The organism is Micromonospora sp. NPDC051924, assembly GCF_055586005.1.
In genome coordinates this window covers 19,217-38,006 of sequence record NZ_JBVJJA010000058.1, presented here as the reverse complement: position 1 = coordinate 38,006, position 18,790 = coordinate 19,217, and the positions used below count along the sequence as shown (strand labels likewise).

The following is an 18,790-nucleotide window of genomic DNA, read 5'->3' as shown; positions in this document are numbered from 1 at the left end:
AGTGGTGCGCCCTCGGCGTGGCGGGTGACGACGGTGACCTCGTGGCCGGCGGCGGCCAGGGCGACGGAGAGGGCGTGCACGTGGCGGCCGAGGCCACCGACGAGCACCGGCGGGTACTCCCACGACAGCATGAGGATGCGCGACGTCCGGGGCGGGACGCCGGTCTGCTGCGGGATCGTGGGGTGGGAGGTGAGGGTGGGCCGGTGGGTCCGGTCCGTCGCGGTCGCGGGCTGCGCGCCGACCCGCAGGGTGGTCACATCGATCTCCGTCCATGCATGGTGGAACGCGCCGGCGACACTGGCGGCGTGGGAAGCGTGGTGAGGGTGGCCGAACGGCCGGGCGGACCCGCGCGGGCACGCGCGTCCACGAACAAGGAAACGGCATCCCGCGCCGACCCGCACCTCGAAAAGGGCGTTCGTGACGGAAGACACCCGGAAGGCCAGCCGAGGCCAGGAGGGTGGATTCGGGTTACGGTCCGAACGGATGGATTGGCGACGCGTACGTCTGGGCACTAGCGGCGTGCGCACCGGCGGTCCGCCCGTCCGGTGCGCTCATGATCATGGCCGAAGGAGCAACATGCAGGTCTGGCCGGGCGAGAGCTACCCCCTCGGTGCCACCTACGACGGGATGGGGACCAACTTCGCGATCTTCTCCGAGGTGGCGGAGCGGATCGAGCTCTGCCTGTTCGACGAGTGGGACACCGGCGCCGAGCGCCGGGTCGAGCTGCGCGAGGTCGACGCGTACGTCTGGCACGCGTACGTCCCGGGGATCGAGCCCGGTCAGCGGTACGGCTACCGGGTGCACGGCCCGTGGGACCCGGCCAACGGGCTGCGGTGCAACCCACACAAGCTCCTGCTCGACCCGTACGCCAAGGCGATCGACGGGGAGATCACCTGGGACCCGGCGGTCTACGACTACGAGATGGGCGGCGACCCGGACCGGCGCAACGAGACCGACTCGGCGCCGTTCATGCCCAAGTCGGTAGTGGTGAACCCGTACTTCGACTGGGGCAACGACAAGCCGCCGCGCATCCCGTACCACCACTCGGTGATCTACGAGACGCACGTGCGCGGGCTGACCATGCGCCACCCCGGCATCCCCGAGGAGTTGCGCGGCACGTACGCGGCCATCGCCTCACCCGTGATGATCGACTATTTCAAGCGGCTCGGGGTGACCGCGGTCGAGCTGATGCCGGTGCACGAGTTCGTGCACGACCACCGCCTGGCCGACCTCGGCCTGCGCAACTACTGGGGCTACAACACCATCGGCTTCTTCGCCCCGCACCACGGCTACTCCGCGCTCGGCCGGCTCGGCCAGCAGGTGCAGGAGTTCCGCGGCATGGTCAAGGCGCTGCACGCGGCCGGCATCGAGGTCATCCTCGACGTGGTCTACAACCACACCGCCGAGGGCAACCACCTCGGCCCGTCGCTGAGCTTCAAGGGCATCGACACCCCCAGCTACTACCGCCTCGCTGAGGAGGACCGGCGCTACTTCGTCGACTACACCGGCACCGGCAACAGCCTCAACGTGCGCAGCCCGCACTCACTCCAGCTGATCATGGACTCGCTGCGGTACTGGGTCACCGAGATGCACGTGGACGGCTTCCGGTTCGACCTCGCCGCCACCCTGGCCCGGGAGTTCTACGAGGTGGACCGACTCTCCACCTTCTTCGAGGTGGTCCAGCAGGACCCGGTGGTCGGCCGGGTCAAGCTGATCGCCGAGCCGTGGGACGTCGGCCCCGGCGGCTACCAGGTCGGCAACTTCCCGCCCCAGTGGACCGAATGGAACGGCAAGTACCGGGACACCGTGCGGGACTTCTGGCGCGGCGAGCCGGCCACCCTGGCCGAGTTCGCCTCCCGGATCTCCGGCTCCGCCGACCTCTACCAGGACGACGGGCGCCGCCCGTTCCACAGCATCAACTTCGTCACCTGCCACGACGGGTTCACCCTCAACGACCTGGTGTCGTACAACGACAAGCACAACGAGGCCAACGGCGAGGAGAACCGGGACGGCGAGAGCCACAACCGCTCCTGGAACTGCGGCGTCGAGGGGGAGACGGACGACCCCGGCGTGCTCGCCCTGCGCGCCCGGCAGCGGCGCAACTTCCTGGCCACCCTGATCCTCTCCCAGGGCGTGCCGATGATCGGCCACGGCGACGAGCTCGGCCGCACCCAGCACGGCAACAACAACGCGTACTGCCAGGACAGCGAGCTGGCCTGGGTCGACTGGGCGACCGCCGACGAGGAGCTGGTGAGCTTCGTCCGGCGGCTCACCGACTTCCGCACCCGGCACCAGGTGTTCCGCCGCCGCCGGTTCTTCACCGGGTTGCCGGTGGGCGGGCGGGCCGCCGGCTCCGCCCTGCCCGACCTGGCCTGGTACACCCCTGACGGCCGGGAGATGACCGGCGAGGACTGGGGCAACGACTTCGGCCGCTCGGTGGCCCTCTTCGTCAACGGCGACGGCATCCCGGAACGCGGCCAGTACGGCCAGCGCCACCGGGACGACTCCTTCCTGCTGCTGTTCAACGCGCACGACGCGCCGCTGGACTTCACCCTGCCGCCGGCGGAGTTCGGGCAGCGGTGGGAGTTGGTCATCAGCACCGCGGAACCGGACCCGGAGAAGACCACGGTGGTCGAGGCGGGCGGCAGCGTCTGCGTACCCGACCGCTCGCTGCTGGTCCTGGAGAGGACGGCCTGAGCATGCCCGACACCCCCCGCCCCGACGAGACGACGGCACCGACGACGCGGGTGGGGTCGACCTACCGCGTCCAGGTGCGGCCCGGCTTCGACCTCGACGCCACCGCCGGGCTCGCCGACTACCTGCACGAGCTGGGCGTCACCCACCTCTACAGCGCGCCGCTGCTGACCGCCACCCCCGGCTCCGCGCACGGCTACGACGTGGTCGACCCCCGGGCGGTCAACCCGGAACTCGGCGGCGAGGGCGGCCGGCAGCGCCTGGTCCGGGCGCTGCGCGCCGCCGGGCTCGGCCTGGTCGTGGACATCGTCCCCAACCACGCCGGGGTCGCCCGGCCCGAGGCCAACCCGGCCTGGTGGGACGTGCTGCGCCGGGGACGGGCATCGGCGTACGCGGACTGGTTCGACATCGACTGGGACCGCGGCCGGCTGCTGCTGCCGGTGCTCGCCGACACCCCCGACGCGCTCGACGACCTCAAGGTGGTCGACGGGGAGCTGCGCTACCACGAGCACCGCTTCCCGATCGCCGACGGCACGGCCGACGGCACCCCCCGTCAGGTGCATGAGCGGCAGCACTACGAGCTGGTCAACTGGCGGCGCGGCGACACCGAGCTGACCTACCGCCGCTTTTTCGCCGTCTCCGACCTGGCCGGGCTGCGGGTGGAGGACCCGGAGGTGTTCCGCGCCACGCACGCCGAGATCCTGCGCTGGGCCGGGGCCGGCGACCTGGACGGCATCCGGGTCGACCACCCGGACGGGCTGCGCGACCCGGCCGGCTACCTGGTCCGGCTGCGCGCCGCCGCGCCGGACGTCTGGCTGGTGGTGGAGAAGATCCTCGAGTACGGCGAGGAGCTGCCGGACTGGCCGGTCGACGGCACCACCGGCTACGACGCGCTGGCCGCCGCCGGTGGCCTCTTCGTGGACCCCGACGCCGAGGGCTACTTCACCGCCCTGGACACCCGGCTGACCGGGCGGCACACCTCCTGGCCGGACCTGACCCACCGCACCAAGCTCGAAGCCGCCACCCGGCTGCTCGCCGCCGAGCTGAGCCGGCTCGCCGCGCTGGTGCCCGAGCTGCCCGCCGAGCAGGCCCGGGCGGCCCTGGCCGAGTTGGCAGCCTGCTTCCCGGTCTACCGGGGCTACCCGCCGGAGGGCGCCCGGCACCTCGCCGATGCCCGGTCCGAGGCCGGCCGGCGCCGCCCCGACCTGACCGCCGTCCTGGACGCGGTCACCGCCCGGCTGCGCGACCCCGGGCACGAGCTGGCCGCCCGGTTCCCGCAGCTCACCGGCGCGGTGATGGCCAAGGGCGTGGAGGACACGGCGTACTACCGGTGGAGTCGGTTCGTCGCGGTCAACGAGGTCGGCGGCAGCCCCGCCCACTTCGGCGTGGCGCCGGCCGAGTTCCACCGCTTCGCCACCGCCCGGCAGGTGCGCTGGCCGGCCAGCATGACCACGCTCTCCACCCACGACACGAAGCGCGGCGAGGACGTCCGGGCCCGGCTCGCCGTGCTGTCCGAGCTGCCGCGGCGCTGGGCCGATCGGGTGCAGGACTGGATGTCCCGGGCGCCGCTGGCCGACCCGGCCTTCGCCCACCTGTTCTGGCAGACCGCCGTCGGCGCCTGGCCGATCGAGCGGGAGCGGCTGCACGCGTACGCGGAGAAGGCTGCCCGCGAGGCGTCGGTGGCGACCAGCTGGGCCGACCCCGACCCGGCCTTCGAGCGGGAGCTGCACGCCCTCGTCGACCGGATGTACGACGACCCGGACCTGCACGCCGAGATCACCGCGTTCGCCGGGGAGATCACCCCGGCGGGCTGGTCCAACTCGCTCGGGCAGAAGCTGGTGCAGCTCGCCATGCCCGGCGTACCGGACACCTACCAGGGCACCGAGCTCTGGGAGAACTCGCTGGTCGATCCGGACAACCGCCGCCCGGTCGACTTCGCCGTACGCCGGGAGACGCTGGCCCGGCTCGACGCCGGCGAGCGGCCGGCGGTGGCGGCGGACGGCGCGGCCAAGCTGCTCGTGCTGTCCCGGACGCTGCGGCTGCGCCGGGACCACCCGGAGCTGTTCACCGGCTACCGGCCGGTGCCGGCGCACGGGCCGGCCGGCGCGCACGCGGTGGCCTTCGACCGGGGCGGCGCGATCGCGGTCGCGACCCGGCTGCCGCTGCGGCTGGCCCGGGCCGGCGGGTGGCGCGACACGAGACTGTCGATTTCCGTTCATCGGGTTACGGACATGTTCACCGGTCGGGTCTACAGTGGGTCTGAGCTGCTCCTGGATGATCTGTTGAGCACCTATCCCGTCGCCCTGCTGGCTCCCGCCGACCCCGTGGAGGCTGCCGCATGACCGAGTTCACGGTGTGGGCGCCCGTGGCCCATCGGGTCCGGTTGCGCCTGCCCGGCGTCGCCGACCACGACATGCGTTCCGGCCCCGGCGGCTGGTGGCGGGTCGAGCTGTCCGACGCCGGACCGGGCACCGACTACGCGTTCCTGCTCGACGACGACGAGCAGGCCCTGCCCGACCCCCGGTCGGCCTGGCAGCCGCAGGGCGTGCACGGGCCGAGCCGGCGCTACGACCACAGCGCCTTCCGCTGGACCGACCAGGGCTGGACCGGCCGGCAGCTGCCCGGCAGCGTCCTCTACGAGCTGCACGTCGGCACCTTCACCCCCGAGGGCACCTTCGACTCGGCCATCGCCCGCCTCGACCACCTGGTGGAGCTGGGCGTGGACCTGATCGAGCTGCTGCCGGTCAACGCGTTCAACGGCGAGCACAACTGGGGCTACGACGGGGTCTGCTGGTACGCGCCGCACGAGCCGTACGGCGGGCCGGACGGGCTCAAGCGCCTGGTCGACGCCGCGCACGCCAAGGGGTTGGGGGTGATCCTCGACGTCGTCTACAACCATTTCGGCCCCTCCGGGGCCTACGCGCCGATGTTCGCGCCGTACCTCGCCGAGCAGAACAACCCCTGGGGCCGCACGGTCAACCTCGACGGCCCGCACTCCGACGGGGTACGCCGCTACATCGTCGACAGCATCGTGACGTGGCTGCGCGACTACCACGTCGACGGGCTGCGACTGGACGCCGTGCACGCCATGCCGGACTCCCGGGCCACCCACCTGCTGGAGGAGGTCGCGGTCGAGGTCGAGGCGCTCGCCACCCACGTCGGGCGGCCGCTGTCGCTGATCGCCGAGTCCGACCTCAACGACCCCCGGTTGATCACCCCGCGCGAGGCCGGCGGATACGGCCTGCACGCGCAGTGGAACGACGACGCGCACCACGCGCTGCACACCCTGCTCACCGGGGAACGGCAGGGCTACTACGGCGACTTCGGCTCCCTCGAGTGCCTGACCGACGTGCTCACCGGTGCCTTCTTTCACGCCGGCACCTGGTCCAGCTTCCGCAACCGCAGCCACGGCCGCCCGGTGGACCGGCAGCGGACGCCCGGCCACCGGTTCGTCGCGTACCTGCAGAACCACGACCAGGTCGGCAACCGGGCCACCGGCGACCGGATCTCCGCCACCCTGTCCACCGGGCTGCTGCGGGTCGGCGCCACCCTGCTGATGACCGCGCCGTTCACCCCGATGCTGTTCATGGGGGAGGAGTGGGCGGCCAGCACGCCGTGGCAGTTCTTCACCAGCCACCCGGAGCCGGAGCTGGCGGTCGCGGTGGCCACGGGGCGGAAGCGGGAGTTCGCCGCGCACGGCTGGCCGCCGGGCGAGGTGCCGGATCCGCAGGATCCGCAGACCTTCCTCCGCTCGCGGCTGGACTGGGCCGAGCTGGGCAAGCCCGAACACCGCGAGATGTACGACTTCTACCGGCGGCTGATCGCCCTGCGCAAGCGCCGCCCAGACCTGTCCGACCCTCGGCTCGGCAACGTCGACGTCCGGCACGGCGACCACTTCCTGCTGATGCGCCGGGGCGAGTGCCTGGTGGTGGCGAACCTGGCCGGCAAGCCGCAGCGGATCAACCTGCCCGGCGTGGTGCGCAGCGTGCTGCTCGCCACCGAGAGCGGGGTGACCGTGATGCGCGACGGCCTCGAGCTGCCGGCCGAGTCGGCGGCGATCGTGGCGCTCTGACGTGCCGGCTGACCCGCCCGGCAGCCCGGCCGACGGGCGCAGGGTCCGGCTGCGGCCGGTGGCCGAGCCGGATCTCGCCATGTTCCGCCGGTTCCTCACCGAGCCGGGCCTGGTCGGGCTGGACTGGGGTGGCTTCCGGGACGCCGGCGTGCCGGCCCGCCGGTACGCCGAGGACGGCTACCTCGGCGAGCGGGACGGCCGCCTGATCGTTCAGGTCGAGTCGGAGGATGCCGCCGTCGGCTACGTCAGCTACCTGTGGGGGATCTACGGCGGACGCGCGCCGTACTGGGAGATCGGGATCGCGCTGCTGCCCGAGTGGCGGGGGCAGGGCATCGGCTGGCGGGCCCAGGCGCTGCTCTGCGACTACCTGTTCGCACACACCCCGGCGCAGAGGATCCAAGCCGGCACCCATGCCGAGAACATCGCCGAGCAGCGGTCGTTGGAGAAGGCCGGCTTCCAGTTGGAGGGCGTGGTCCGGGCCTGCGAGTTCCGGGCCGGCGCCTGGCGCGACGGGTACCTCTACAGCCGGCTGCGCGACGACCCGAACCCGCTCTGACCCACCGGCCCTCCCCAACGGCGTGGCCCCGGGAAGCGGCAACCTAGCTACCGGCGGTCACTCTTCGCCATCGTCGCCTTCGTCGCGCTCGGTGATCGGACTCTCCCGCTCCGGCGACCCGCCTTCATCGCCTTTGCTCTGCTGCCATCCACGCAACACCGCCCTGAACAGGGGTGACGTGACGGGCGGCGGTTCGGCTGCGGGTGAGGCGGCAGCATGGTCGCTCCGGGTGACGGTCGATGGGGTGGGAGCCGGAGCAGGAGCCGGAGCCGGAGCCATGCCGTGCCGGGGCCCGGTCAGCTACCGGTCGGGACCTCCGGTGGACCGTACCGGGAGGCGTCCTGCTGCCTCAGGGCAGCGGCCACTCGTGGACCGGGCGGTTGCTGTGCATCAGGTCGACGTAGTGGCGGACCACCTGGCTCAGCGCCTGCGGCCGGTCCAGGTGGTCGGCGGACTCCAGCCGGTGCAGGGTCTCCACCTGCCAGGTGGCACCGTTGCGCCCGGTCAGGCAGCGCTGCTCGATGATCCCGAGCAGCCGGTCCCGCTCGCCCGGGTCGAGGCCCCACTGGTCCAGCCCGTGGTACGCCAGCGGCAGCAGCCGGCGCAGCACGAGTTCGGTCACCGGCAGGTAGCCCAGTCCCGGCCAGAACACCTGGGCATCGATGCCGTGCCGGGCGCAGGTGTTGAAGTTCTCCTCGGCGGCGCTGAACGACATCTGCGACCACAGCGGCCGGTCCGACTCGGCGAGCGCGCGGACCAGGCCGAAGTAGAAGGCGCCGTTGGCGACGGTGTCCACCACGGTCGGGCCGGCCGGCAGCACCCGGTTCTCCACCCGCAGGTGCGGGCGGCCCTTCAGCACGTCGTACACCGGGCGGTTCCACCGGTAGATGGTGCCGTTGTGCAGCCGTAGCTCGGCGAGCTTGGGCACCCCGCCACCGGCCAGGGCCTGTGCCGGGTCCTCCGGTTCGCAGACCGGCAGCAGCGCCGGGAAGTAGCGCACGTTCTCCTCGAACAGGTCGAAGACGCTGGTGATCCAGCGTTCCCCGAACCAGACCCGCGGGCGTACCCCCTGGGCCTTGATCTCCTCGGAGCGGGTGTCGGTGGCCTGCTGGAACAGCGGGATCCGGGTCTCCCGCCACAGCTCCCGGCCGAAGAACAGCGGCGAGTTCGCGCCGAGCGCGACTTGGACCCCGGCGATCGCCTGGGCGGCGTTCCAGTGGTCGGCGAACTGGGCGGGGCTCACCTGGAGGTGGAACTGGGTGCTGGTGCAGGCCGCCTCGGGGGTGATGGTGTCGGCGGTGGTGGCCAGCCGTTCCACCCCGGTGATGGAGATCGGCAGGTCCTCACCCCGGGCGGCGAAGATCTGCTCGTTGAGCAGCGCGTAGCGGGGGTTCGCCGAGAGGGTGGCGGCGGTCAGGTGCTCGGGCCGCAGGGTTGGCAGGATGCCGATCATCACCATGTGCGCGTCGACGGTGCGGGCCTTCTCCTCGGCCGCGTTCAGGCTGGCCCGCACGTGGTGCTCGAACTGCGCTGTGCCGGTGCCGGCGAGCCGCCGGGGCGCCACGTTGATCTCCACGTTGAACTGGCCCAGCTCGGTCTGGAAGCTCGGGTCGGCCACCGCGGCGAGCACGTCCGCGTTGCGCATGGCGGGCTGAGCGTCGTCGTCGACCAGGTTGAGTTCGATCTCCAGCCCGGTCATCGGCCGTTCCACGTCGAAGCGCGACTCGCGCAGCATCTCCGCGAAGACGTCCAGGCAGCGCCGCACCTTCTCCCGGTAGCGGGCCCGGTCCTCCCGGCTGAAGGTCCGCGCGCCGACGTCCTCGCCCATGGTCACCGCCCTGTCACCGCTGGTTTCCCTAACCTCGCACGGGACGGCGGGGCAGGGAAGGCCCGATGGACCTTTTATCTACCCAACGATGGCCGCGGTGACCCCCCGTCGCATGTCCGGGTCAGGTCAGCACCGAGCAGGCGGCGAGGCCCAGCGCCAGCAGCGCGCCCAGGGCCGCCTGGAGCAGCAGCGGCGGGCCCAGATGGGACCAGACCGTCGCGGTCCGCGGCGTCAGCAACTGCCCCGTGGTCAGGTTGACGATCCGCTCGATCCGCGGCGGCAGGTCCGCGTCGCGCTGCGGGCGCAGCGTGAGCTGCACGTGGTCGCCGGGGTGCAGGGCGCTCTGCGGCAGGTGGCCGTGCAGCTCCACCTCCAGCAGCCGGTCCGCGGTGTCGCGTACCCGGACCGGGGTGACCAGGAACTCGGGGCCCTTCTTCAGCTCCTTGAAGCTGCGCCGGGCGCCCCCGCCACCGCTGCTGAGCAGCGCGCGGGCCACCCGCATCAGCAGCCCCACCACGCCGGCCGCGGTCAGCACCGCGACCAGGGCGGGCTGCCCGACCCGCACCTCGCGGGCGTACCCCTCCATGAGCCGGACCAGCCGCCCGGTGACGATGCGCTCCGCCGGCAGGACGACGCGCCGGGGGTGCAACTCCGTGTCCATGTTCACCACCCAGAGTCCCGTTCCGTTCACCGATGGTATCGACCATTCGGGTTGAACGACGTGAATGAACTCCGGTCACGCGGCCGGCCGGCCAGGTGACATCCCGGGCGGCCTGGGTATGCGTGCGGCCGAGCTGGAAAGGGGTCGAGCATGCAGCTGTCCTTCCTGCGCCCGCTCTACGACCGTCCGGGGCCGTGGTGTTCGGTGTACCTGGACGCCTCCCGGGACACCCACGACTCACGGCCCGCCGTCGACCTGCGTTGGCGGTCCCTCAAGGGGCACCTGCTGGAGCAGGGCGGCGACCAGGTGACCATCGAGGCGGTCGAGGAGGTCGTGCGTCGGCACGACCCGATGCCGGGGGACTACGGCATCGCCGTCTTCGCCAACCGGGGCCGGGTGGTGCTGACCGAGTACCTCTCCGCGCCGCCGCTGCGGGACCTCGCCACCTGGTCCGCCCTGCCGCACACCATGCCGCTGGTCGCCCAGCGGGGCGAGCAGATCGCCTGGGTGCGGGTGCTGGCCGATCGCATCGGCGCGGACGCGATCGCGGTCAGCGCCGGCGGGGTGCCCCGGAAGGCGCACATCGTCGGACGGGAGAGCTACCAGCTACACCAGGTCAAGCCCGGCGGGTGGTCCCAGTCCCGCTACCAGCGCGCGGCGATGGAGGCGTGGCACCACAACGCCGGCGACGCCGCCGCGGCCACCGCCGAGCTGGCCGACAAGGTCGGCGCGGACGTGGTGGTGGTGGCCGGGGACATCCGGGCCACCGGCATGATCGCCGCCCAGTTGCCGGAGCGCTGGCAGGACGTGCTGGTGCGGACGGACGCCGGATCCCGTAGCCGGGGCGCCGACCCGATGGCGATGGACGACCTCACCGTGCAGACCATCGCCGAGGTCGCCGACCAGCGGATCAGCACCGCGCTGGACCGGTTCGGCGTGCAGGAGGACGTCGGGGCCGGCCTGGACGCGGTCGTCTCCGCCCTGCAACGCAACCAGGTCGACACGATGCTGATCGTGGACGACCCGGCCGCCGACGGGGAGCTCTGGGTCGGTCCCGAACCGACCGAGATCGCCACCGACCCGCAGCAGTTGACGGCGATGTCGGTGACCGACCCACAACGGGTCCGGGCCGACGCCGCGCTGCTGCGCGCGCTGGTCGGCACCGACGCCGAGCTCACCGTGCTCGCGCCGGAGGAGGCGCCGGAACTCACCGACGGGGTCGGCGCGGTGCTCCGATACGTCGACGCGAGCACGCCCGGGCGGGGCAATGGCTGACCGTACGGTGGTGGACCTGGTCGTCGAGCGCCTGCGCGCCTGGCGGGTCCCCCGGGCGTTCGGCTACCCGGGGGCGGCGATCGCCCCCCTGGTGGCCGCGCTGGACGCCGCCGGCGGGGATCCGCAGTTCATCCCCGCCAGGCACGAGGAGACCGCGGCGTTCATGGCCACCGGCCACGCCAAGTTCACCGGCGAGATCGGGGTCTGCCTGGCCACCCAGGGGCCGAGCGCGGTGCACCTGCTCAACGGGCTCTACGACGCCAAGCTGGACAGCAAGCCGGTGGTGGCGATCGTCGGCGAGGACATCACCGGGCCGCTCGGCGGCGCGCACGAGGAGATCGGGCTGAGCCGGCTCTTCGGCGACGTGTGCAACCAGTTCGTCCGGTACGGGCGGACACCCGGCCAGGTGCCGGCGCTGCTCGACCAGGCGTTCCGCACCGCGGCCGCGACCCGCAGCCCGACCTGCGTGGTGCTGCCGTACGCGTTGCAGGTGGCCACCGTGCCCGATCTGCCGCCGCAGACCGCCGGCGTGGTCTCGGCGACCCCCGGCGAGCCGCTGGCCCGGGTGCTGCCACACGAGGGCGACCTGGCCGCGGCGGCCTCGCTGCTCGTCACCGGGCAGCGGGTGGCGATCCTGGTCGGCCAGGGGGCGCACGGCGCGGCGGACGAGATCGTCGCGCTGGCCGACCGGCTCGGCGCGGGCGTGGCGACGTCGCTGCTCGGCAAGCCGGTGCTGGACGAGCGGCTGCCGTTCCACACCGGCGTGCTCGGCGAGGTGGGCACCACGGCCGCCGCCCAACTCATGGGCGGCTGCGACACGTTGCTACTGGTCGGCACCAACGACCCGTGGACCGACTGGTTCCCGCTGCCGGGCCAGGTGCGGACCATCCAGATCGACATCGACGGCCGGCGGATCGGCACCCGCTACCCGGTGGACGTGCCGCTGGTGGGCGACGCGGCCGAGACGCTGCGGGCGCTGCTCGGCCGGGTGCCGGACCGGCCCAACCCGCAGTGGCGGACCGTGGTCGAGGCCTCGGTGGACCGCTGGCGGGAGGCCGCCGCCGAGCGGGCCGCGACCCCGGCCGAGCCGGTGAATCCGCAGCTCGTGGTGCACGAACTGGCCGCCCGGATGCCGCCGCGAGGTGCCGTGGCGGTGGATGTCGGCTCGGTCATCTACTGGTACGCCCGGCACCTGCAACTACCGCCCGGGGTCCGGGCGCAGCTCTGCGGCACGCTCGGCTCGATGGGCTGCGCCCTGCCGTACGCGGTGGCCGCCAAGCTGGCCCGCCCCGACGAGCCGGTGCTCGCCCTGCTCGGCGACGGGGCGATGCAGCTCAACGGCCTGGCCGAGCTGATCACGGTGGCGCACCACTGGCAGGAGTGGCGGGATCCGCGGCTGGTGGTGCTGGTGCTCAACAACCGCGACCAGTCCGGGATGGGCGGGGGGCGGCAGCCGACCGGCGCCGTCACCGACCGGCGTCCCGACGTGCCGTACGCCGGGTGGGCCCGGCTGCTCGGCCTGCACGGCGTCCGGGTGGACCGTCCGGAGCTGGTCGGACCAGCCTGGGACGAGGTCCTCGCCGTGGACCGGCCCAGCGTGCTGGAGGCCGTGGTCGACCCGGCCGTCCCGCTGGACCCGCCGGAGCCGGCCCTGTCCGACCTGCGCGGCCTCTTCGCCGACGGGGACGCCGCCCGCCGGGTACGGGAGCAGATGCTGGACCGCCGTACCGCCGTGGAGGCCGAGGACCTGGTCTGAACCCGCCCGCCGTCTAACCTGATGACGCGGACGACTCACCGTGCCCTGCGCTTGGTGAGTCGTCCGCGTCATCAACGTCGTAACCGATGGCGACCCGTTGCGGCCCGGGTCGGCGGGGCACGGCGAGTGGCCGCGCCTGGGGCCGGTGAGTGGTCAGCGCCCTGCCGACGGACACCCGGAGGGTTGGTCCGTCCCGTGGGGGGATGCCCCGTTTAGACCCCAGAGGGACGGGAAGCCCGGGCGCGTGGTGAGCGAACGAGGCGCGGTGGGGTCGGTGCGGAAGGGGCCCGTGGGGTCGACGGCCGACGGGGTCGCCCTGGCCGGAGACCGGATCGTGGCGGCCGGCAGCACGGCCCGGGTGCTGCTCGCGGCGACCGTCCGGGCGCTGCGCGGCGACGACTGTGCCGACGTGGGACAGGCCGGCGCCTTCACCCGGTTCACCGGGGCGCCCGAGCCGGTGCGCCGGGCCGCCGCCGTCCGGGCCGCCGGGCGGCTCGCGCTGACCCCGGCCCGGGTTGCCGAGGTGGACACCGAGCGGGTGGCGGGCTGGATCGCCGACCAGTACCCGGCCCGGCGGTGGCCGGGGGTGGTGCTGGGCTCGCCGCACGGCTCCGCGGTGCACCTCGCGGTGGCCCTGGGTGTGCCCTGGCTGCCCGCCGCCTTCGAGATGACCGTGCACTGGCCCCGGGGGACGGTGGACCGGCCCGCCGCCGCGCTGGACCACGGCGCCGCGCTCGCCGGCCGCCTGCTGGCCGGCAACCCCGGTGTGCACGTTCGCCAGGTGCACTGCCCGGCCAGCCGGGGCGCGGCCGCCGGTGCCACGGTGTCGCTCGCGGTGCGCTGGCGCGTGCTGCCCGGGGCGTATGTCCGTTTCCTGGTCGAGCGACTGGAACCCGGCGCGCCGGTGCTGCTGCTGCACGACGCCCGCACCTGGCCGGTGCTGGACGAGGGGCGCGGGCACAGCTTCCAGGTCGGCTCCCCGGCCAGCGGCCTCGACCCGGTGGACTTCCACCCTGACGCCCACGCGCTGCGGCAGGTGCTCCGGTCCGCAGGGGCGGACGGGGCGGGCTGGGCGCCGCCGGACGTCTCCTGCCCGCAGGCGTACGCGGAGCACGGCGTGGAGTCCGGTTTCGAGCAGGGCCTGCGGAGCTGGACCGCCCGGCGGGGGCACCGGCTGCACCGGGTGCTCGTCCCGCAGCCGGACGTGCTCAGCGCCGCGACCGCCGACGTCTACCGGCACTGGCTGCGCCGGGCCGGCAAGACCGGCAACCGCCTGGTGGTCGAGTGCGGACGGCTGCTCGACCCGTGGCAGGTGATCCGGGCCGGGCTGGTGCCGTACTGGTGCGAGAACGCGACCCGGCGGCGGGTGGACGGGGTGGAGATGTGGCTCGCCGGGAGCGAGCCGTTCAGCTCGGTCGACGTGTTGCCCGAGCCGCCCGGGGTCCGCTCACCCGCCCTGGCCGGCCTGCCGCAGTGGCTCGCCGTCGCGGCGTTCGGGCGCCGGCGGCGGGCGCTGGACCGGGGCTCGGCGCGCGGCTACCCGGTCAGCCAGGTGCCGACCCGGCGTGCCACGGAAGTGTTGCGCAACCAGCCGTACGACCTGCCGGTCCCGGCGCCGCTCGGGATGGCCGAGGCCCTCGCGGCCCTCCACGACGCGGGCGCCCACCAGGGGTTGCTGGTCTCCTGAGGCCCCGGCCACCAACAAGGGCGAATCATCCTCGCGATCCTGCGGTCCGTGATTGAGTACCTACGGAGCGGGAACACCGCTCGCTGCGACGGCCCACGACGCCGATGTGGCGAGCCCGTCGACCGTTCCTGGCGTTCCGTCACGTAACCCACTTCCGGCCCGGTGCGTGGCCCGACCACGCGCACGACCGGTCTTCCCAATCCGGGCGGGGGACACCTTCCTGAGGGAGGCGCGGATGTTCGGACAGACCACCACACCCACACCACCACCCACGGAGCGGGGCCTGGAGGACCTCGACGCGGCGGCCCTGGCGTACGCGGCACGGATCGCGGGGCTGCCGCCCGAGCGGCGGCAGGAGGCGCGGGACGATCTCGTCCGCTTCGCGCTGCCCTTCGCCGGCCGGCTGGCCCGCCGCTACCGGGGTCGCGGGGAACCGCTGGAGGACCTGGAGCAGGTGGCCCGCCTCGGCCTGGTAAACGCCGTCGACCGGTACGACCCGGAACGGGGTTCCTTCACCGCGTATGCGGCGATCACCATCGTCGGCGAGATCAAGCGGCATTTCCGAGACCGCACCTGGGGCGTGCACGTGCCCCGCCGGCTGCGGGACCTGATCCTGGAGGTCGGGCAGGCCACCGCGGCGCTCACCAGCGAGCTGTCGCGGGCGCCGAGCGTCGCCGAGCTGGCTGAGCGGCTGGAGACGCCGGAGGAGGAGATCCTCGCCGCGCTGGAGTCGGCCGCCGGCTACAGCCCGGCCTCGCTGAACGCGCCGGTCGGTGGGGAGAGTTCCGCCGAGTTCGGCGACCTGGTGGGCGAGTCGGACAACGCCCTGGAATCGGTGGACGACCGGGTCACCGTCGCCGGCCTGCTGCACCGCCTGCCCTGGCGGGAGCGGCGGATCCTGGCCATGCGCTTCTACGGCAACCAGACCCAGGCCGAGATCGCTGCCCGGTTCGGCATCTCCCAGATGCACGTCTCCCGGCTGCTCTCCCGCGCCCTGACCTGGTTGCGCCAGGCGATGCTCGCCGACGCCCCGCCGCCGTGGCAGAACGGCGCGGCCGAGGCCGAGCCGGCCAGGTCGAGGATCTCGGTCAAGCAGAACGGTGACCGGGTGGTCGTCGAGGTCGGCGGGGAGGTCGACCGGGACGGCGCGGACCAGCTCCGTAAGGCGATGCTGGAGGCGGTGACCGGGCAGCCCCGCGAGGTGGTGGTCGACCTGGTCGGCGCGGGCGGCTTCGACGCCGGTGGCATCGCCGCGCTGATGGCCGGCCGGGACGCGGCGGCCCGGACCGGGGTGCCGCTGCGGCTGACCCGGGTGCAGCCGGCGGTACGCCGCTCGCTCGCCGCCGCCGGCCTGCCCGCGCCGGACTGAGTCCGTACGCCAAGCGAGAGGGCCGGCGCCCGACGGCGCCGGCCCTCCTTCCTGCGGTGGCCCGCTCAGCGCTCCGGGGTGTCCCCGTGCCCGCGGGGGTGCTCCCAGCGGGGGTTCGTCGGCTCGCTGCGCTGCGGGCCCAGCTGGGTCTCCTCCGGCTCGTCGGTCTCCTCGAAGCTGGGCCGCAGCACCTCCTCCGGCGCCGGCACCTCGACCGGCCGCGCGCCGGACTGCGGTGCCGGGGTGTATTCGACGGCCTCGCGGGCGCCGTGCGCGCCCTCGGCGGCCGGCGCCTCCGGGACGTAGGGCACGTGCCGCAGTTCCTCGGCCATCCGCTGCGGCGGCCGGGTGGTCCGCTGTGGCAGGTCCCGGCCCAGGTTGGCGACGAGCGGGCCGTACTTGGCGTCGAAGGCGGGCCGCTCGGAGCGGATCCGCGGCATCCGGTCGAAGTTGCGCAGCGGGGGCGGGCAGGTGGTGGCCCACTCGAGGGAGTTGCCGTAGCCCCACGGGTCGTCGACGGTCACCTGCGCGCCGTACCGCCAGGACTTCCAGACGTTGTAGATGAAGAACAGCGTGGACGCGCCGAGGATGAACGACCCGATGGTCGAGATCTCGTTCAGCGTGGTGAATCCGTCGGTGGGCTGGTAGTCGGCGTACCGCCGGGGCATCCCCTCGTTGCCCAGCCAGTGCTGGACCAGGAACGTCATGTGGAAGCCGACGAACATGGTCCAGAAGTGGACCTTGCCGAGCCGCTCGTCGAGCAGCCGCCCGGTCATCTTCGGGAACCAGAAGTAGACGCCGCCGAAGGCGGCGAACACGATTGTGCCGAAGAGCACGTAGTGGAAGTGCGCCACCACGAAGTAGGTGTCGGAGACGTGGAAGTCCACCGGCGGGCTGGCCAGCAGCACCCCGGTGAGGCCGCCGAACAGGAAGGTGACCAGGAAGCCGACGGCGAAGAGCATCGGCGTCTCGAAGGTGATCTGGCCCTTCCACATGGTGCCGATCCAGTTGAAGAACTTCACCCCGGTGGGCACCGCGATCAGGTAGCTCAGGATGCTGAAGAACGGCAGCAGCACCTGACCGGTGACGAACATGTGGTGCGCCCAGACGCTCATCGACAGCACGGTGATCGAGATGGTGGCGAGCACCAGACCGGTGTAACCGAAGATCGGCTTGCGGGAGAAGACCGGGATGATCTCGGTGATGATGCCGAAGAACGGCAGCGCCACGACGTAGACCTCGGGATGCCCGAAGAACCAGAACAGGTGCTGCCAGAGCAACGGCCCGCCGGTGGTCGGATCGTAGACGTGCGAGTGCAGGATGCGGTCCGACCCCAGCGCCAGGAGGGCGGCGGCGAGCAGCGGGAAGATGAAGATCACCAGCACGCTGGTGAGCAGGATGTTCCAGGTGAAGATCGGCATCCGGAACATCGTCATCCCGGGCGCGCGCAGCGTGATGACCGTCGTGATCATGTTGACCGCGCCGAGGATGGTGCCGAGGCCGGAGAGCGCCAGCCCGACCACCCACATGTTCCCGCCCACGCCCGGACTGTGCTGCGCCGTGCTCAACGGCGTGTACGCGAACCAGCCGAAGTCCGCGGCTCCGCCGGGAGTGAAGAAGCTGGCCATGAGCATCGACCCGCCGAAGAGGTACAACCAGTACGCGAAGGCGTTCAGCCGCGGGAACGAGACGTCCGGCGCGCCGATCTGCAGCGGGACGATGTAGTTGCCGAACGCGAACACCAGCGGCGTCGCGAAGAACAGCAGCATGATCGTGCCGTGCATGGTGAACGCCTGGTTGTACTGCTCGGGGGAGAGGAACTGCATCCCGGGACGGCCCAACTCGGCGCGCAGCAGCAGCGCCAGCACTCCGCCGATCAGGAAGAACAGGAACGACGTCGCCAGATAGAGCAGGCCGATGAGCTTCGCGTCGGTGGTCCGCAACAGCCGCCACAGCGAATTGCCCTTGATCACCTCGCGGACCGGCCCGGGATATCCCCCGAAGTGGGCCGGCGCGAGGATCGCCGGCCCCCGGTCCCGTGCCGGCTCCGTGACTACCCGCTTGGGCATAGCTCTCACCCCGTCGTGACGGCAGAAAGGACGGGCACGCCTACCCGACCCTCTGCCCATGAAACCAGGCGAGAGCGGTAATTTCGGTCAGTTCGCCGGTAGCATTGCCCAGACGACCTTTCCGGCCCCGGCCGGCGCGCTGCCCCAGCGCTGGGTCAGCTCGCGGACCAGCATCAGCCCGCGCCCGCCCTCCGCCCGCAGGTCGTGGTCGGTCGCGGCACGCGCGTCGGCCGGGCTGCCGTCCATCACGGCCACCCGCAGGTACGGCCTGCGCAGGGTCAGGGTCACCTGCATCGGGGTGCCCGCGTGCCGGACCACGTTGCCGACCAGCTCGGTGAGCACCAGCGAGGCCGGGCCGGCCAGCTCCGGGACGTTCCACCGGCCGCACGCGTCGGTGACCAGCTCACGGGCCCGGCGGCAGGCCCCGGCGACCGGCTCCAGCCGGGCCCGCAGCCGGGGCGCGACGGCCGTGCCGGCGAGGGCGGCCGCCTCGGCGCAGTCCCGGCGTACCGGCACCACCCGGCAGGCGGTGGACTCGGCGAGCCAGGCGGCGGCGTCCGGCGGCGGGGCGCAGAGCACCATCGGCACCGCCGGCCAGTCGGCGGCGCGCCGGGCGGCGGCGGCGAAGACGGAGAGCGCCAGCGGGTCGGTCAACTCGAGCTTCTCCAGGTCGACCACGAGCGCGTCCGGCTGGGCGGCCAGGCACTCCGCCAGCACACCGTGCACGGACCGCATGGTGGCCAGGTCCAGCGCGCCGGCCAGCCGTACGACGGTGACCGGCGCCTCGTCGCGGACCTCGCAGCTGATCCGGGTCGACATCCAG

At 73.0% G+C, this 18,790-nt stretch carries 13 protein-coding genes; 8 read left to right on the top strand and 5 right to left on the bottom strand.

The window, feature by feature from the left end; translation table 11 throughout:
* A partial coding sequence (locus ACZ6S5_RS30790) for a glycogen/starch synthase (RefSeq protein WP_466005735.1) occupies positions 1–257 on the bottom strand: 257 nt, incomplete at its 3' end.
* A 319-nt stretch (positions 258–576) separates the two neighbouring features.
* Here ACZ6S5_RS30790 and glgX point away from each other — a divergent pair.
* The 4 genes from glgX to ACZ6S5_RS30770 are packed head-to-tail and all read left to right on the top strand — an operon-like array spanning position 577 to position 7,322.
* Positions 577–2,697: a glycogen debranching protein GlgX gene (gene glgX / locus ACZ6S5_RS30785; RefSeq protein WP_466005734.1), complete on the top strand. Its 2,121-nt coding sequence runs from the start codon at positions 577–579 to the stop codon at positions 2,695–2,697.
* A gap of 2 nt (positions 2,698–2,699) precedes the next feature.
* On the top strand, positions 2,700–5,036 hold the full coding sequence (treY, locus tag ACZ6S5_RS30780; protein WP_466005733.1) for a malto-oligosyltrehalose synthase: 2,337 nt from the start codon (positions 2,700–2,702) through the stop codon (positions 5,034–5,036).
* Entirely contained in the window at positions 5,033–6,766 is a 1,734-nt protein-coding gene (gene treZ, locus ACZ6S5_RS30775; RefSeq protein WP_466005732.1) for a malto-oligosyltrehalose trehalohydrolase, read from the top strand. Before treY ends, treZ begins: the two co-directional genes overlap by 4 nt.
* A gap of 1 nt (position 6,767) precedes the next feature.
* Positions 6,768–7,322: a GNAT family N-acetyltransferase gene (locus tag ACZ6S5_RS30770; RefSeq protein ID WP_466005731.1), complete on the top strand. Its 555-nt coding sequence runs from the start codon at positions 6,768–6,770 to the stop codon at positions 7,320–7,322.
* Positions 7,323–7,671: 349 nt separating this feature from the next.
* On the opposite strand, the gene ACZ6S5_RS30765 is transcribed toward ACZ6S5_RS30770, so the two are convergent.
* Both ACZ6S5_RS30765 and ACZ6S5_RS30760 read right to left on the bottom strand, forming a co-directional pair.
* On the bottom strand, positions 7,672–9,150 hold the full coding sequence (locus tag ACZ6S5_RS30765) for a glutamate-cysteine ligase family protein (protein ID WP_466005730.1): 1,479 nt from the start codon (positions 9,148–9,150) through the stop codon (positions 7,672–7,674).
* Positions 9,151–9,271: 121 nt separating this feature from the next.
* The gene (locus ACZ6S5_RS30760) at positions 9,272–9,820 is read right to left on the bottom strand and encodes a hypothetical protein (RefSeq protein ID WP_466005739.1); all 549 of its coding nucleotides are present in this window, start codon (positions 9,818–9,820) and stop codon (positions 9,272–9,274) included.
* Positions 9,821–9,961: 141 nt separating this feature from the next.
* Between ACZ6S5_RS30760 and ACZ6S5_RS30755 the strand changes: the two genes are divergently transcribed.
* The 4 genes from ACZ6S5_RS30755 to ACZ6S5_RS30740 all read left to right on the top strand — a co-directional run bounded on the left by ACZ6S5_RS30755 (position 9,962) and on the right by ACZ6S5_RS30740 (position 15,898).
* Positions 9,962–11,086 carry a baeRF2 domain-containing protein gene (locus ACZ6S5_RS30755; protein WP_466005729.1) on the top strand — a complete coding sequence of 375 codons (1,125 nt, stop codon included), beginning with the start codon at positions 9,962–9,964 and terminating at the stop codon, positions 11,084–11,086.
* Complete coding sequence (locus ACZ6S5_RS30750) at positions 11,079–12,842, top strand: thiamine pyrophosphate-binding protein (RefSeq protein ID WP_466005728.1); 1,764 nt, start codon at positions 11,079–11,081, stop codon at positions 12,840–12,842. The genes ACZ6S5_RS30755 and ACZ6S5_RS30750 overlap by 8 nt, the downstream gene beginning before the upstream one ends.
* A gap of 274 nt (positions 12,843–13,116) precedes the next feature.
* Positions 13,117–14,529: a hypothetical protein gene (locus tag ACZ6S5_RS30745; protein WP_466005727.1), complete on the top strand. Its 1,413-nt coding sequence runs from the start codon at positions 13,117–13,119 to the stop codon at positions 14,527–14,529.
* A 235-nt stretch (positions 14,530–14,764) separates the two neighbouring features.
* Entirely contained in the window at positions 14,765–15,898 is a 1,134-nt protein-coding gene (locus ACZ6S5_RS30740; protein ID WP_466005726.1) for a SigB/SigF/SigG family RNA polymerase sigma factor, read from the top strand.
* 65 nt (positions 15,899–15,963) lie between these two features.
* Here ACZ6S5_RS30740 and ctaD read toward each other — a convergent pair whose 3' ends face one another.
* Entirely contained in the window at positions 15,964–17,967 is a 2,004-nt protein-coding gene (gene ctaD / locus ACZ6S5_RS30735; protein ID WP_466005725.1) for an aa3-type cytochrome oxidase subunit I, read from the bottom strand.
* Positions 17,968–18,054: 87 nt separating this feature from the next.
* Positions 18,055–18,786: an ATP-binding protein gene (locus ACZ6S5_RS30730; protein ID WP_466005724.1), complete on the bottom strand. Its 732-nt coding sequence runs from the start codon at positions 18,784–18,786 to the stop codon at positions 18,055–18,057.
* Positions 18,787–18,790: the final 4 nt, after the last annotated feature.